Source organism: Bacillus sp. UMB0893, from assembly GCF_002858905.1.
GTDB lineage: Bacteria > Bacillota > Bacilli > Bacillales > Bacillaceae > Bacillus_P.
Genome location: NZ_PKLB01000004.1, coordinates 348,898 through 364,163 on the forward strand (window position 1 = coordinate 348,898; position 15,266 = coordinate 364,163).

Below are 15,266 nucleotides of genomic sequence, written 5' to 3' on the forward strand. Positions count from 1 at the left end.
ATATGCGCGTAACCCAAAGCATGCTGGCAAGCAGCTCACTCCGCAACTTAAGCAGAAGCTATGAAAAAATGGGAACATACCAGGACCAGCTTGCAACCGGCAAGAAAATCAACCGTCCATCTGATGATCCGGTTGTAGCGATGAAAGGTATGCATTATCGCACGAACTTGACGGAAGTGGAGCAGTACCAGCGCAACATTTCTGAAGCTTATCAGTGGATGGAAAACTCAGAAGCTGGTATTGAGCAGGGTACACAGGTTCTTCAGCGTGTACGCGAGCTTATGGTTCAAGCGGGTAATGGATCAAATAGCCCTGATGATTTGAAGGCAATTGGAGCGGAGATTAAACAGCTGAAAGAGGATTTAGTAGGATCAGCGAACACGCAGGTTGCCGGAAAATATATTTTTAATGGTACGGAGACAAAAACACCTCCAGTGACACTAAACGCAGATGGAACGGTCGCGGTTGCTATTGATTCGTCTGCCTTTGAAATTGAAGTATCAAAAGACGTGAAGCTAAAAGCGAATATTGACAACAATAATGTTTTTAATAAGGAATTATTTGATGTCATGGATTCAATTGAAAAGGCGTTAACATCTGGTGATATGTCTAGCTCAGATGACATGCTGACTAAACTTGACGACCGTATAGATATCATGAATGCTGAGCGTGCAGAACTTGGTGCAAGATATAACCGACTTGAACTCATTGAAGATCGAGTAGGAAAGCAGGAAGTAGTAGCAACGAGAATTCTTTCTGACAATGAAGATGCCGATTTAGAGAAAGTTATCATAGATTTGACATCACAAGAAAGCCTACATCGAGCTGCGCTATCAGTCGGAGCCAGAATCATTCAGCCTTCATTAATGGACTTTTTAAGATAAGCTATCTTTCTATAAGATAGCTTTTTTAAAGATTAAGAAAGTATAAATGTTTACCGTATACATGTCTAGCTCCAGCGCCTAGCTCCTCGGTCATAACGGTGCTGCCGATGAAGTCAAAACCGGACTTCACCGTCAGCCCCTTTTATGCCATGCCTGAGCTGACCAAGGCGCTTGCGCTTTTCTTAATAGGAGGACAACTCATGAACATTCCTCAGATTAGACTGGAAAGCCGTTTTGCCAAGATAGGTTTGGAAACGGTGAATGCAAAACTTAGGATTGAACAGCCAAAGGCAGACCTATCGATCCAGCAGCCAAAAGCAGAACTAACCATCCAAACAACACCAGGCAAATTAACAATTGATCAGACAAAAGCAAGAGAGGACGTCGATTTAAAGCACATCTCAAAAAGAATCGAAGAAGCAGCAGGCCAAGGCTATCAGGATGTCCTCTCAGGCATAGCAAGACGCATTCAGCAAGGCGACGAACAAATGAGAATTGAGAATGGAGGCAATCCGCTAACCTCCCAGCCAAAAAAGAACAGTGAAGGCGAGCCGCATCAATTTAACATTGGTTTCATTCCCTCACATTTCAGTGTGAAACTCGATTATCAGCCTGCAGATGTTAAAATAGATGTGAAACGAAACGCTCCTATTATTGAAACTAAAGCAAACAAACCAGTTATGGACTATCAGGCAGGAGAAGTTAAGGTTGAACTGAAAGAAAGAAATCAGCTTACAATAGACTTCGTATCGATTGATAGGAAGATCTAAACAACTAAAAAGGATTGTGAAGCATGAATATCCAAACGAAATATCATGGAGAACTGGACATTAAAGAAGAACAGGTAATCACGTTTGAACAAGGTATTCCTGGATTTTTGGAAGAGAAAACATTTGTACTCTTGCCTTTGGACGAGGAGACTTCTTTCTTTATCCTTCAATCCGTGCAAACAGCAGGAATCGCATTCGTAGTGACAAGCCCTTTCTTCTTTTTTAAAGACTATGAATTTGATCTCGATGAAGGGTCAAAAGAACGCTTGAACATTCAAAGTGAACAAGACGTCGAAGTACTGGTCATCCTTACAGTGAAAGAACCATTTAATGAATCAACTGTAAATCTTCAAGGACCAATCATCCTAAACAGAAAAACAAAACTCGGAAAGCAGCTCATCTTAAACCAAACAGACTACACAACTAAGCATCGCTTAGCATAGGGGAGGGAAAAGAATGCTTGTTTTAACGAGGAAATTGAATGAAGCGATACAGATTGGTGATGACATTGAGATTAAAGTTCTATCGGTGAGCGGGGATCAGATAAAGATTGGGATAGTAGCGCCGATGCATGTAGAGATTCATCGGAAAGAGATTTATCTTTCTATTCAAGAAGAGAATAACAAAGCAACTGAAGCTCCGTTGAATTTGCTAGAACAGCTGAAAAATAGATAGATTCCGCCTTAAGCACATTGCTTAAGGTATTTTTATGATTTTTTTCTGAAAAGTATAAAACAATGGTGAATGAAGTCGATATAAGAAGTGTAACAAGCAGAACAACAGACGGCCGGCTGTCGTTCTGCCGTTAAATTAAAAATTCACATGGATGTGAATTAAAAACATTTATTTCAAGGAGGAAATTTAGTAATGAGAATTAATCATAATATTGCGGCTCTTAATACTTACCGTCAGTTGAACAGTGCTTCTGGTGCACAGTCTAAATCCATGGAGAAATTATCTTCAGGTCTTCGTATCAACCGTGCTGGTGATGATGCTGCTGGTCTTGCAATCTCTGAAAAAATGCGTGGACAGATTCGTGGTTTAGATCAAGCTTCTCGTAATGCACAAGATGGTATCTCAATGTTACAAACTGCTGAAGGTGCGTTAAATGAAACACATTCAATCCTTCAACGTATGCGTGAATTAGGGGTTCAATCTTCTAATGATACTAATACAGATGCTGACCGTACATCTATCAACACAGAAATTTCTCAGTTGAAAGAAGAAATTGATCGTATCGGTAATACTACAGAGTTTAATACAAAGAAACTCATTGATGGTTCAATTGGAGCTAAAAAAGTAGCAGGTGCTGACAACGCTGCTGTAATGGGTATTGCTGTAGGTAAAGAAACAGCAGCAAGCGTAGATATTACAATTGACACTACTCAAATTGATGCAGCAACAGCAGGTAATACTGCAACATCTACATTAAAAATTGATGGTGCGAACATCGATGTAACATTCGATTTAGTTTCTTATCAAGCATTTAGTGATGGTTTAGGCGCTTTATCTGATGGAGCTGGGTATGCCGCAAAAATGCAAGAAGATATTAATGCAGCCATTGATAAGTATAATAAAGCAAATGACACAAAAATTGCTAGTGTAACTGTAAGTGAAGCTGCAGGAGATATTACAATTAAATCTGGTTCAACTGGTTCAACTTCAACTGTTGACTTCCTAGATGACGGCGGTGCAAATGACATTTTTGGTACTACAGGAGTTGGCACAGATGCAACTTCAGCTACAGGTTCTGAGGGTGTTTATTCTGCTGGTGGTGCTGGTGCTGTAGCTGCCGCAAAAGGTCTAACAGGAGAAGCAGCTAAAATGACTTTTACAGTTGATGGAAAAGAAATATCTATTGACTTATCTGATAACGTAGCTGGTACTAATAATTTCCAGACTGCAACTACAGCTGCAGAAAATGGTGATATGGGGGAAGTTGCAACTGCCTTACAAACTGATTTCAATACTGCAATTGCAAATTACAATGCGACAGTTCCAACTAGTGAGCAGGTAGAAAATGTAACTATTTCTGTGAAAGATGGCTCTTTCGTAATTGAAAGTGGTTCTGACAAAGCAACAAGCAGTATTAAATTCGATAACAGCGAAGCTGCTCATTTATTAGGTCTTGCTAAACAAAGCAGCGCAACTCAAGGTGGCGGAGTTGACTTCCAAATTGGGGCTAACCAAACTCAAACAATGAAAGTTACTGTTGAAGATATGCGTACAGATGCTTTAGGAGTTAAAGATATTGATTTATCTACTAAAGAAGGCGCTCAAGAAGCTGTTACTAAAATTAATGATGCAATTGAAAAAGTATCAACTCAGCGTTCTAATCTTGGAGCATTCCAAAATCGTTTAGAGCATACGATCAATAACTTAGGTACTTCATCTGAAAACCTTACAGCAGCTGAGTCTCGTGTACGTGACGTAGACATGGCGAAAGAAATGATGGAGCAAACTAAAAATTCTATTCTTTCTCAAGCAGCACAAGCAATGTTGGCTCAAGCAAACCAACAGCCACAAGGTGTACTTCAATTACTTCGTTAATAAATTTGGAGATTCTAGCTAAGCTAGAGTCTCTTTTTTATGTTAATTTATTCTGAATCAATTTCCCTCCTAAATACTTATTCTGATATTCATAGGACACTATTTTAAACGAATACTATAAATCCTCAAATTTCAACCGATATAAACAATAGAACATAAAACTCAGGAGTGGCCCTTATGGTGATTGAAAAAATGTCATCGCAGCCTGGTCCCCGCATCTCAGAACTCGACATGAAACTAGTGAAAACAAATGAACTAAATAAAGAAGAACATACACCTTCTTTTCCAAAAGAAGAAATAGAAAAAGTGGTGAATGGAATCAATGATTTCCTGCAGCCGGCCAATACACATATCGAATTTCAGCTTCATGAAAAGCTGAATGAATATTATGTAACCGTTGTAGACAATCAAACGAAGGAAATTGTCAGGGAAATTCCTTCGCGCAAAATGCTCGACCTTTACGCAGCAATGACTGAATTTCTCGGTTTTGTTGTGGATAAAAAAATCTAAAGAGGTGATTCAGGATGGTTCGAATAGGTGGTTTGGCAAGTGGAATGGATATTGATTCCCTTGTAGCCGACTTAATGAAAGCAGAAAGAATGCCGCTTGATAAATTAAAGCAAAATAAACAAACGCTTGAATGGCAGCGCGACGACTATCGCGAAATGAACAGCCTGCTGTTTTCATTCCGCAACGCAACTTTTGATATGAAACTTACGAGCAATTACCGTGCGCGCGCAACGAACAGTTCCAATTCGGATAAAGTTACCGCAACTGCTACAAGTTCAGCGAGTCAATCTTCTTATAGTATTTCGAAAGTTGATCAGCTGGCGACTGCTGCTACTAAGGTGAATGCAAGTGGGATTTCTAAAGTAACGACGGATAAAATCGATCCGTCTAAAAGTTTATATGAAATGAAAGATAAATTTGGTGCTGGCGATCAGTTTACCTGGAAGACAGGAACTGTGAAAAGTCAAACCATTTCAGTGCCATCTGATGGCAGTTCTTTTAAGCTGGACGGCACGTCTCTCGTAAACCTTGACACAGATGCTGTTATAAAAGTAGATGGAAAAGCCCTTGAAGTTGTAACCGATCTTGCAAATTTAGGTGCGGGAAAAGTTCACGTAAATACCGATGGAACTCTTACGTTCGGGGATTCCATCAAAAAGGGCAGTACAATCAAAGCTGACTACGTTATTGACAGCGCTGAAAACTATATGTCTTTTAATATGGGAACTCATACTTCAAAAGGACAGGTAAATGAGAGCTTTCTAGTTCAGGGTACTGAATCTTTGAATAGTGTTTTTTCAAAGATTAATTCTTCAGAGCTTGGTGTAACCGCATTCTATGATTCTTTTACAGATCAAGTGACATTAACGCGAAAAGAAACAGGGAACTATAATGCAGCAGGTGATGAAATCGTTACTTCAAATGGTTTCTTAAATGGTGTATTAAAGTTCTCTGGTATAACTGAAACCGGTGGAAACAACGCCAAATTCACAATCAACGGCTTAGAAACAGAACGCACGTCCAACACCTTCGAAATGAGCGGTGTGACCTTCACTCTAAAAGACACGTTCACAGCTGCAGACCCAGCCGTATCCATAAACGTAACCAACGATACAACAGCCGTTTTCGACAATATTAAAAAGTACGTAACCTTATATAATGAAACAATCGCAAAAATCCAGGCCAAAACCGATGAAACACGCTACCGTGATTACCAGCCGTTATCAGATGAAGAGCGCGAATCGCTCACTGATAAACAGCAGGAGCAATGGGATGAAAAAGCGCAAAGCGGTCTCCTTAGAAAAGATTCGATCTTAACAGGTGCTCTCAGCCAAATGCGTTCAGATTTTTATTCCACACTCTCTGCTTCAACTGGTTCGCAGTTCACGCATCTATCGAGCATCGGGATTACAACGACTTCTAACTACCGTGAAGGCGGAAAGCTCCTTATTGATGAAGCGAAGCTGAAAAAAGCAATCGAAGAAAATCCTGAAGATGTTGAAAAGCTATTCACCAGTAGTGGAGCAACAAGCGGTGAAAAAGGGATTATAACCAATCTATACGACAATTTAAAAACAACGATGGACAAGCTGAACGCCAAAGCTGGAACATCAAGTTCCACTAGCCAGCAGTTTACAATCGGAAGAAACTTATCATCCATCGATAATCAAATCATTCGTTTTGAGGATCGCTTAACTCAAGTCGAAGATCGATATTGGGCACAGTTTACTGCGATGGAAAAAGCGATTCAGCGTTCAAATGATCAAATGAGCTATTTAATGCAGCAATTCGGTTAAAAAAGGAGTTAATACACATGGCACTTAACAACCCTTATCAAGCGTATCAGCAAAATTCTGTGAGTACGGCTTCACCAGGCGAATTAACACTGATGCTTTATAATGGATGCCTTAAGTTTATAAAGCAGGCGCGACTCGCAATCGAGCAAAAAAATACTCAGGACAAGAATCTTAATCTTCAAAAAGCACAGCGTATTATTCAAGAACTGATGATTACGCTGAATCCTGAGGCTGCTGTTTCAGAATCGATGATGTCGATGTATGATTACATGAATCGCCGTTTAATTGAAGTGAATATGTCGAATGATTTAGACATTCTAGCTGAAGTCGAAGGCTATGTCACGGAGTTTCGTGATACGTGGAAGCAGGTCATTCAATCCAACCGCCAGCAGCAGTTCGGACAAGGCGGTCAAGTGTAGTGAGTGCGGTTGACAGTTTGCATCATCTTACAAAGCAGCTTCTAGATGAAGTGAGCGGGGCTTCAGATAAGGACTTGAGGGACAGCCATATTGTAAACATTCAAGATTGGCTGGAACAGCGTGATGCTTTGATTAAGCAGCTTCAGCCTCCATATAATTTTGAGGAAAAGCGTCTTGGCAAAGAAATTACTGAATGGAACTCAATCATTCACGAAAAGCTGCATTTATTGAAGCAGGAAATTAAGCAGGATATTACGCAGTTAAAGATCCAAAAATCTTCAAATCAGAAGTATGTCAATCCTTATCAGAACACGGCTGTAGACGGTATGTTTTATGATAAGCGCAAATAAGCCCTTTTCGCAAAGTGAATATGAGCTCTATTTTACTTATAATGAACTGCTGAACAGTATTGAGGAAGGCTTTACGTATCTGATCCAAAGCTTTGAGGTCATTGAATATACGGAAGGTGAACGAGTGATGAATGATATCATCGATGCGTTTGTTCAGATTGATTCAATTCATTCTGGCATGTATGATGCTGCAAATGAGGATGAACCCCTGCAGCAGCAGATTCTCTTATTCGACAGGATTATCGATGAATTGATGCCGTTCACTACTTCGAAGGATGACTCTATCATTTTGCAAAGCTATATTAAAGATAAGCTTTTTACTCTATTTCTTGAATGGAAGAAAGAGATTCAAGCTCATATTATGCCTTATATCTTACATTGAACCTCGTCTGTATTCAGATGGGTTTTTTTGTTGGCAGTTAAACTTACTTCCTCATGCAAACAACGCTTTATTTTCATAAAAGGACAATCCATTTTCAAAAATGTCCTTTTTATTATCGAAAACATGGTGCCAATTATCAAAATCAATGTTTCAGTTATCAACTCGAGAATAAATGTGGTGCAGCGTCAAGAATTTAAGCAGCGAGACTCATATTTACAAGGAATAAGCGATTTACACCATGCCCTCTCCATAATCTCCCGCCCAAACCAAGTCCAATTATCAAAAAAGGACAATCCATTTTCAAAAATGCCCTTTTCATTATCAAAAACCCAGTCCTAATTATCAAAAACAGCATTTCAATTATCAACTGAAGACTTACGCTATATCCATTTAAATTAACAGCATAATTCCACTGCCACCCGCATATTCTATTCAAGCCCACGCACATAATCAACACAACCGCAATCTTCAACAAAATTCACATAGATTTAACATTAGTTTTACGTTTGAGCAGGAATATTAGAGGGAAAAGAAGAATTAAGTTTACATATCCTTAACAAAAGGAGGAGTTCAGTTTGAATTATAACGTCAGAGGCGAAAACATTGAGGTAACTCCCGCTTTAAGAGAGTATGTCGAAAAGAAAATCGGCAAGCTGGAACGCTATTTTGAGGATTCTATCGAAGCAAATGTGAACGTGAATTTGAAATTCTACAATGATCAAGAATCTAAGATTGAAGTAACGATTCCAATGACCAATCTAGTGTTGCGTGCTGAGGAATACAATGAGGATATGTACGCTGCAATTGATCTTGTGACAAACAAGCTCGAGCGTCAAATCCGTAAACATAAAACAAAAGTGAACCGTAAATTACGTGAGCAGGGTTCAGCGAAATTCATGTTCACAAATGGAGCAGTTGAGGCAGAAGGCGAGCAGGCTCAAGCGCCAGTTCTGGAAGAAGATGAATCCATTGAAATCGTCCGTACAAAGCGCTTTAACTTAAAGCCGATGGACAGTGAGGAAGCAATTCTTCAGATGAACATGCTTGGCCATAACTTTTTCGTTTTTACAAATGCCGAAACGAATTCAACTAACGTCGTTTACCAGCGTAAAGACGGCAAATACGCGATTATTGAACCAACTGAATAATAAAACCTAACCATGCAGTCCGTTTTTTAAACGGGCTGCATTTTATATTTTATGAATGGTTTATTTCGTAAAAAAATGTTGAATCCTCAGTGGATTGTAGCGGAAAGCAAGTGCCTGCAGTGGAAAGGAACGGGTAACATTGATAACCAAAAACAGCAATCAATGCGAACACAACCTTTAAGAAAGATTAACATCGCATGATATTAATGGTATTATTTTCATATTGAGTTTTGGAACAGGAGCAGATCGTCGATATACTGTTGAAAACAATAAACATATGGTAAAATAGAGATTAGTTTTGAAATTTCTAGCGGGTTCTCATGAATACTGTTCATGTATGGCACTTCATTAGACAGAGGAGCGTATAAAATGCTTGGAATCTTAAATAAGGTGTTTGATTTTAACAAACGTGCATTAAATAAATATGAAAAAATGGCTAATCAAATAGAGGCTCTTGCTTCAGATATGGAAAAGCTTTCCGATGAGGAGCTGCAGGCGAAAACACATGAATTTAAAGGGCGTATTGCCAAAGGTGAAACCGTCGATGACCTTCTGACAGAAGCTTTTGCCGTTGTCAGAGAGGCTGCGAAGCGTGTACTGGGTCTTTATCCATATCCTGTTCAGCTTATGGGGGGGATTGCCCTACATGATGGCAATATCTCTGAGATGAAAACAGGGGAAGGTAAAACATTGACGTCCACAATGCCGGTTTATTTGAATGCTCTTTCTGGAAAAGGCGTTCATGTTGTGACTGTCAATGAATACTTGGCAAGCCGTGATGCTGTTGAAATGGGCAAGCTGTATGAGTTTCTTGGTTTGACAGTCGGTTTGAATACAAATGGTTTATCAAAAGAAGAAAAACGTGCAGCTTATGCAGCTGACGTCACATATTCCACGAATAATGAACTAGGCTTCGATTACTTGCGTGATAACATGGTGCTGTACAAGGAGCAGATGGTTCAGCGTCCGCTTCATTATGCTGTCATCGATGAGGTTGACTCGATTTTAATTGATGAGGCGCGTACGCCGCTGATCATTTCAGGTTCTGCTGCAAAATCCACGATGCTATATGTGCAGGCAAATGGTTTTGTCCGTTCGCTTAAGCGTGAAGAGGATTATACGTTTGATGAGAAAACAAAAGGTGTGCAGCTAACGGAAGAAGGGATGTCAAAAGCTGAAAAGGCTTTTAACATTGAGAACCTTTTTGATCTTACACACGTTTCATTAAATCATCATATTAATATGGCATTGAGAGCGCATGTGGTCATGCATAATGATGTTGATTATGTTGTTGAAGAAGGAAATGTTGTAATCGTTGACCAATTTACAGGCCGTTTAATGAAAGGCCGCCGTTACAGCGATGGTCTTCATCAGGCGATTGAAGCTAAAGAAGGCCTGGAGATTCAAAATGAAAGCATGACACTTGCGACGATTACATTCCAGAACTATTTCCGTATGTATAAAAAGCTTGCCGGTATGACAGGTACAGCGAAAACGGAAGAAGAAGAGTTCCGTAATATATACAATATGCAGGTTGTAGCGATTCCTACGAACCGTGACATCGTCCGTGATGACCGCGCTGATCTTGTGTACCGTTCAATGGAAGGCAAGTTCAAGGCAGTTGTTGAGGATGTAACGACTCGTTATTTTGCAGGACAGCCGGTATTGGTTGGTACGGTTGCAGTTGAAACGTCAGAGCTCATTTCTAAGCTTTTGAAGAAAAAAGGCGTTCCTCATAACGTTCTGAATGCAAAGAACCATGAAAGAGAAGCTGAAATTATCGAGAATGCCGGTCATCAAGGTTCCGTTACAATTGCGACGAACATGGCAGGACGCGGAACAGACATCAAGCTTGGACCTGGTGTGATAGAGCTTGGCGGTTTAGCAGTCATTGGTACAGAACGCCACGAATCACGCCGTATTGATAATCAGCTGCGCGGACGTTCAGGCCGTCAGGGAGATCCTGGTGTGACTCAGTTCTATCTTTCTATGGAAGATGAATTAATGAGACGCTTCGGTTCTGAAAATATGATGAACATGATGGATCGTCTCGGTATGGATGATTCGCAGCCAATTCAAAGTAAAATAGTTACTCGTGCGGTTGAATCTGCTCAAAAGCGTGTTGAAGGAAATAACTTCGATGCTCGTAAACAGCTTCTGCAATATGACGATGTGCTTCGTCAGCAGCGTGAAGTGATTTACAAGCAGCGCTTTGATGTCATTGATTCAGAAAATCTTCGCAGTATTGTTGAGAGCATGGTGACGTCAACGGTTGAACGTGTAGTTGCAATGTACACGCCGAAAGATGAGCTGCCTGAAGAATGGAATCTAGAAGGTCTTGTAGATTATCTGCATGCCAATCTTCTTGATGAAGGTACTTTCTCGGTTAATGATTTTAAAGGAAAAGAATCTGAAGAAATCACAGAACTTGTGCTAGAGAAAACAAAAGCCCGTTATAATGAAAAAGAGGAAGCGTTCGGCGAAGAGCAAATGCGCGAATTCGAGAAAGTGATTCTGCTTCGTGCCGTTGATACGAAATGGATGGATCACATCGATGCAATGGATCAATTGCGTCAGGGTATTCACCTTCGTGCATATGGTCAAACTGATCCGCTTCGCGAGTATCAGATGGAAGGCTTTGCGATGTTTGAAAACATGATTGCATCGATTGAAGAAGATGCTGCAAAATATATCATGAAAGCAGAAATCCGCAATAACCTTGAGCGCGAAGAAGTGGCAAAACCACAGGAGGCCATTCATGCGAAAGATGGAGACGAAGCGCCTAAGAAAAAACCTGTTAAAAAACAGATGGAAATCGGCCGAAATGAAGCATGTGTGTGCGGAAGCGGCAAAAAATACAAAAACTGTTGCGGTAAGTAATACGTGAGAGAGGTGTTTAGCGCCTCTCTTTACCCCATTTTAGAGGAGAATTTATATGGAATTAGCAGAAATCCGAAACGAACTTGAAAAAATGGCTAAGAAATTAGCGGCTTTTAGGGGGTCTCTTTGACCTCGATCACAAGCAGGCTCGCATTGATGAGCTAGATGAAATGATGTCCCATCCTAATTTTTGGGATAATCAAAATGAAGCACAGACCGTTATTAATGAAAGCAACGCTTTAAAAGAAGCGGTCAACCAATTTAATGAAATGCACGAAACACATGAAAACCTTGAAGTGACACATGAGCTTTTAAGAGAAGAGCCAGACGCTGAACTTCATTCTGAGCTTGAAGGTGAAGTCGTTGAGCTGACAACAGCTATGAACGAATTTGAACTTCAGCTGTTATTAAGTGAACCACATGATAAAAACAATGCCATTTTAGAGCTTCATCCGGGAGCAGGCGGCACAGAGTCACAGGATTGGGGTTCTATGCTGCTTCGCATGTATACGCGCTGGGGCGAAAAGAAAGGCTTCAAGGTTGAAACGCTTGATTATCTCCCTGGAGACGAAGCAGGCATTAAAAGTGTCACATTGCTGTTCAAAGGTCATAACGCTTATGGGTATTTAAAAGCTGAAAAAGGTGTTCATCGCCTTGTCCGTATCTCTCCGTTCGATGCGTCAGGACGCCGTCATACATCGTTTGTATCATGTGAGGTTATGCCTGAATTCAATGATGAAATCGACATTGATATCCGCACAGAAGATCTTAAAGTGGATACGTATCGTGCGAGCGGTGCCGGAGGTCAGCATATCAATACGACAGATTCCGCTGTGCGTATTACGCATTTACCGACTAATACAGTTGTTACATGTCAAACGGAGCGTTCACAGATTAAAAACCGTGAGCGTGCCATGAAAATGCTTCAAGCGAAACTCTACCAGCTTAAGCTTGACGAGCAGCAGGCAGAGCTCGATGAAATCCGCGGCGAACAAAAAGAAATCGGCTGGGGCTCTCAAATTCGCTCCTACGTTTTCCACCCGTATTCTCTTGTAAAAGATCATCGCACAAGTACAGAAAGCGGGAACGTGCAAGGTGTCATGGATGGGGATTTAGATCCGTTTATTGATGCATACTTGCGTTCGAAACTTTAATAATAAGATGAGATGGCTGTCCTTTGGGCGGCCGTTTTTTTATTAGTCTTGCTGCATCCGTCTGGAGAATAAAAGACCGATTTCAGATAATAAAACGTGGTTTCCGGATTATAAAATAGTATTCGCGGGTAATAAAAGTTCACTCTCCGCTAATAAGCAGGAAAACTCAGTATTCTGAGAGGCTGCCAAGCAAGAAGATGAGCGATTTCTTAATATGCTGGCAATAAAATGGCCAAGTGCAGCTAGAAAAAGGCTATTACAGGGTAGAATAAGGGGATCCTGATCTAAATAGGCTTGCTGGAGCCATCCGGAGAATAAGACACCGATTTCAGATAATAAAATGTGGTTTCCGGATCATAAAATAGTGTCCGCGGATAATAAGAGCTCACTATCCGCTAATAAGCATAGAAATTCAGTATTCTGATATACTTCAGTACTGAAAAATGAGCGATTTCGTAATCTGCATGCAATGTGCAAAGTCAGCGGTATATATTCCAATAAACACGTTCCACATGAAAGACTAATTTCCATCTAATAAGCAAAAACTAAACCAAACCCTTTACCTCTTTAGCACGTTATTCCACTGTTATTTACAGTTCAATCAGACGGGTGCTATACTCTGAAAGGTTATGTCAAATGAGAGTGAAAACAAGTGTTTTCATAGATGGAGGATAAGAAAGATGTTTCAGCGTAAACGCACTCGTACATATAATCCAGCTTTAGAAAAATTCATCGGATACCTCTTTATTTTACTTGGTTCTGGAATCGTTGCCATTGCCTTTAATTTATTCCTTTTGCCCAATCAGATTGCATCAGGAGGAGTCAGCGGAATCAGTACGATTACAGATTCTTTATTTGGATTTGAACCTGCTTATGTTCAGTGGGCATTTAATATACCGTTATTTATTGCAGGAGTATTGCTGCTTGGGAAACAATTCGGTTTAAAAACATTAATCGGTACAATCTTTCTGCCGTTTGTTGTTTTTCTGACAAAGGATATGGAGCCAGCAACAACAGATCCTTTGCTTGGGGCGATTTTTGGCGGAATTGGCGTAGGACTTGGTCTAGGCCTTGTGTTTCGAGGGAAAGCTTCTACAGGCGGAACAGACTTGGCGGCTCAAATTATTCATAAATTCACAGGACTTTCTCTTGGTACATGTGTTGCGTTAATAGATGGTTTAATTGTGTTAACAGCCGCAATCGTATTTGATATTGAACGCGGTCTATATGCATTAGTTGGGCTTTATGTGACAAGCAAAACGATTGATATCGTTCAAGTAGGGTTAGGGCGTTCTAAAATGACGATGATTATTACAAGTCAGGAAGAAGAAGTGAAAAAAGCGATTCTTAGCGAAATAGATCGAGGCGTTACAAAGCTATCAGCGTTCGGCGGATATACGGACAGTGAACGTCCGATCTTAATGTGTGTAGTCGATCAGACAGAATTCACCAAATTGAAACAACTCGTAAAAAGCATTGATACGTCTGCATTTGTCGTTGTTATGGATGCCTCTGATGTCCTTGGTGAGGGTTTCAAACGGGCATAGTTAGGATATAATAGGTATGTAATTTATATCCTTATTTGAGGAGGATTTTGGCAATGAAACGAAAACTATTTGCACTGCTATTTGGAACATCACTAGCGCTTGCGGCATGTGGTGGAGGCGATGACACGCAAGAAGAACCAAAGGATGGATCAGGCTCAAAGGATACAGCGAATGCTGAAGAAATTGTACAGCAGAATTGTATTAGCTGTCATGGACAAAACCTTGAAGGCGGCGGTGCTGCACCGAACCTGACAAAGGTTGGCGCTAAGTACGATCAGAAAAAAATTGAAGGCATTATTAATAACGGCCAGGGCGGAATGCCAGGCGGATTGATCAGTGAATCGGATGCAACCGTTGTTGCAGAGTGGCTCGCTGAAAAGAAATAACACGATTAAGCACCAGCCATCCTTTTGTGGCTGGTTTTTATTTTTTGGCTGTTTTCGCAGGGAGAAATGGGAGCCTCCTCGGCTATGCCTGTGGGGTCTCCCATTTCCCTCTATTTCCCGCAGGAGTCAAGTGCCTTCCGCTACAATCCACTAAAGGTTTTAACCATTTTTTCTAAAAGCAACAAACTTTACGAAAAGAGCCTTTTTTTAAATGAAAAACTTCCAATTCTATTAAAATAGCAAGAAATACCTTTCGACATTCAGAAAAATCTTCCATAACTTACATCCTAAAAAAAGATTGTCTTTTTAGTCAGAAAGTTCTAAAATCAGAAGTACAGCGCTTCCAATCCCTCCAACATTGGAACTATAAAACATTGTAAAGCGATAAATTTCTACAATTTACGACCTTGAAATGAAACTGTAATATTTTTAAGTCTATTTTTGCCGAACTTTGATGTTATAATACTTTTTGTGGGTAAATCTTATTAAT

The 15,266-nt window shown here is 40.3% G+C and carries 15 protein-coding genes and 1 pseudogene; all 16 read left to right on the forward strand.

Annotated features, from left to right (window positions below; all coding sequences use genetic code 11):
* Nucleotides 1-2: 2 nt before the first annotated feature.
* The 16 genes and pseudogenes from flgL to cccB all read left to right on the forward strand — a co-directional run bounded on the left by flgL (nt 3) and on the right by cccB (nt 14,776).
* On the forward strand, nt 3-884 hold the full coding sequence (flgL, locus tag CYJ36_RS11720) for a flagellar hook-associated protein FlgL (protein WP_101567450.1): 882 nt from the start codon (nt 3-5) through the stop codon (nt 882-884).
* A 200-nt stretch (nt 885-1,084) separates the two neighbouring features.
* On the forward strand, nt 1,085-1,654 hold the full coding sequence (locus CYJ36_RS11725) for a DUF6470 family protein (protein ID WP_101567451.1): 570 nt from the start codon (nt 1,085-1,087) through the stop codon (nt 1,652-1,654).
* Nucleotides 1,655-1,677: 23 nt separating this feature from the next.
* The gene (gene fliW / locus CYJ36_RS11730) at nt 1,678-2,097 is read left to right on the forward strand and encodes a flagellar assembly protein FliW (RefSeq protein WP_101567452.1); all 420 of its coding nucleotides are present in this window, start codon (nt 1,678-1,680) and stop codon (nt 2,095-2,097) included.
* Between the two features lie 13 nt (nt 2,098-2,110).
* A complete protein-coding gene (csrA, locus tag CYJ36_RS11735) occupies nt 2,111-2,329 on the forward strand; it encodes a carbon storage regulator CsrA (protein WP_101567453.1) in 219 nt (72 codons plus the stop codon).
* A gap of 192 nt (nt 2,330-2,521) precedes the next feature.
* Nucleotides 2,522-2,878, forward strand: a pseudogene (locus CYJ36_RS24805) (flagellin N-terminal helical domain-containing protein); the annotation flags it as partial.
* A gap of 996 nt (nt 2,879-3,874) precedes the next feature.
* The gene (locus CYJ36_RS24810) at nt 3,875-4,204 is read left to right on the forward strand and encodes a flagellin (protein WP_374702799.1); all 330 of its coding nucleotides are present in this window, start codon (nt 3,875-3,877) and stop codon (nt 4,202-4,204) included.
* Nucleotides 4,205-4,381: 177 nt separating this feature from the next.
* Nucleotides 4,382-4,714 (forward strand): flagellar protein FlaG, encoded by a 333-nt coding sequence (gene flaG / locus CYJ36_RS11745; RefSeq protein WP_101567455.1) that lies wholly within the window; start codon nt 4,382-4,384, stop codon nt 4,712-4,714.
* 14 nt (nt 4,715-4,728) lie between these two features.
* Nucleotides 4,729-6,510 carry a flagellar hook-associated protein 2 gene (locus tag CYJ36_RS11750; RefSeq protein ID WP_101567456.1) on the forward strand — a complete coding sequence of 594 codons (1,782 nt, stop codon included), beginning with the start codon at nt 4,729-4,731 and terminating at the stop codon, nt 6,508-6,510.
* Between the two features lie 17 nt (nt 6,511-6,527).
* On the forward strand, nt 6,528-6,929 hold the full coding sequence (fliS, locus tag CYJ36_RS11755; protein ID WP_101567457.1) for a flagellar export chaperone FliS: 402 nt from the start codon (nt 6,528-6,530) through the stop codon (nt 6,927-6,929).
* Entirely contained in the window at nt 6,929-7,279 is a 351-nt protein-coding gene (locus CYJ36_RS11760; protein ID WP_101567458.1) for a flagellar protein FliT, read from the forward strand. Before fliS ends, CYJ36_RS11760 begins: the two co-directional genes overlap by 1 nt.
* Complete coding sequence (locus tag CYJ36_RS11765; RefSeq protein ID WP_101567459.1) at nt 7,263-7,661, forward strand: hypothetical protein; 399 nt, start codon at nt 7,263-7,265, stop codon at nt 7,659-7,661. The genes CYJ36_RS11760 and CYJ36_RS11765 overlap by 17 nt, the downstream gene beginning before the upstream one ends.
* A 575-nt stretch (nt 7,662-8,236) precedes the next feature.
* Nucleotides 8,237-8,809 carry a ribosome hibernation-promoting factor, HPF/YfiA family gene (hpf, locus tag CYJ36_RS11775; RefSeq protein ID WP_101567461.1) on the forward strand — a complete coding sequence of 191 codons (573 nt, stop codon included), beginning with the start codon at nt 8,237-8,239 and terminating at the stop codon, nt 8,807-8,809.
* 369 nt (nt 8,810-9,178) lie between these two features.
* Nucleotides 9,179-11,689 carry a preprotein translocase subunit SecA gene (gene secA / locus CYJ36_RS11780; protein ID WP_101567462.1) on the forward strand — a complete coding sequence of 837 codons (2,511 nt, stop codon included), beginning with the start codon at nt 9,179-9,181 and terminating at the stop codon, nt 11,687-11,689.
* A 55-nt stretch (nt 11,690-11,744) separates the two neighbouring features.
* Nucleotides 11,745-12,843 (forward strand): peptide chain release factor 2 gene (gene prfB / locus CYJ36_RS11785; RefSeq protein WP_257962458.1). Its coding sequence is split into 2 segments (ribosomal slippage): nt 11,745-11,807 and nt 11,809-12,843, totalling 1,098 coding nucleotides; the frame shifts between segments, so codons are not numbered across the junction.
* 680 nt (nt 12,844-13,523) lie between these two features.
* Nucleotides 13,524-14,390, forward strand: a complete 867-nt coding sequence (locus CYJ36_RS11790) for a YitT family protein (RefSeq protein WP_101567464.1) — start codon at nt 13,524-13,526, stop codon at nt 14,388-14,390.
* Between the two features lie 53 nt (nt 14,391-14,443).
* The gene (cccB, locus tag CYJ36_RS11795; protein ID WP_101567465.1) at nt 14,444-14,776 is read left to right on the forward strand and encodes a cytochrome c551; all 333 of its coding nucleotides are present in this window, start codon (nt 14,444-14,446) and stop codon (nt 14,774-14,776) included.
* The last annotated feature ends 490 nt before the right edge of the window (nt 14,777-15,266 follow it).

What these genes read in the sequence shown, in the direction of transcription:
- fliS (WP_101567457.1), top strand. Translation starts at nt 6,528, where the DNA reads ATGGCACTTAACAACCCTTATCAAGCGTATCAGCAAAATTCTGTGAGT.
- CYJ36_RS24810 (WP_374702799.1), top strand. Translation starts at nt 3,875, where the DNA reads ATGCGTACAGATGCTTTAGGAGTTAAAGATATTGATTTATCTACTAAA.
- secA (WP_101567462.1), top strand. Translation starts at nt 9,179, where the DNA reads ATGCTTGGAATCTTAAATAAGGTGTTTGATTTTAACAAACGTGCATTA.
- CYJ36_RS11790 (WP_101567464.1), top strand. Translation starts at nt 13,524, where the DNA reads ATGTTTCAGCGTAAACGCACTCGTACATATAATCCAGCTTTAGAAAAA.
- flaG (WP_101567455.1), top strand. Translation starts at nt 4,382, where the DNA reads ATGGTGATTGAAAAAATGTCATCGCAGCCTGGTCCCCGCATCTCAGAA.
- CYJ36_RS11750 (WP_101567456.1), top strand. Translation starts at nt 4,729, where the DNA reads ATGGTTCGAATAGGTGGTTTGGCAAGTGGAATGGATATTGATTCCCTT.
- flgL (WP_101567450.1), top strand. Translation starts at nt 3, where the DNA reads ATGCGCGTAACCCAAAGCATGCTGGCAAGCAGCTCACTCCGCAACTTA.
- CYJ36_RS11725 (WP_101567451.1), top strand. Translation starts at nt 1,085, where the DNA reads ATGAACATTCCTCAGATTAGACTGGAAAGCCGTTTTGCCAAGATAGGT.
- csrA (WP_101567453.1), top strand. Translation starts at nt 2,111, where the DNA reads ATGCTTGTTTTAACGAGGAAATTGAATGAAGCGATACAGATTGGTGAT.
- fliW (WP_101567452.1), top strand. Translation starts at nt 1,678, where the DNA reads ATGAATATCCAAACGAAATATCATGGAGAACTGGACATTAAAGAAGAA.
- cccB (WP_101567465.1), top strand. Translation starts at nt 14,444, where the DNA reads ATGAAACGAAAACTATTTGCACTGCTATTTGGAACATCACTAGCGCTT.
- CYJ36_RS11765 (WP_101567459.1), top strand. Translation starts at nt 7,263, where the DNA reads ATGATAAGCGCAAATAAGCCCTTTTCGCAAAGTGAATATGAGCTCTAT.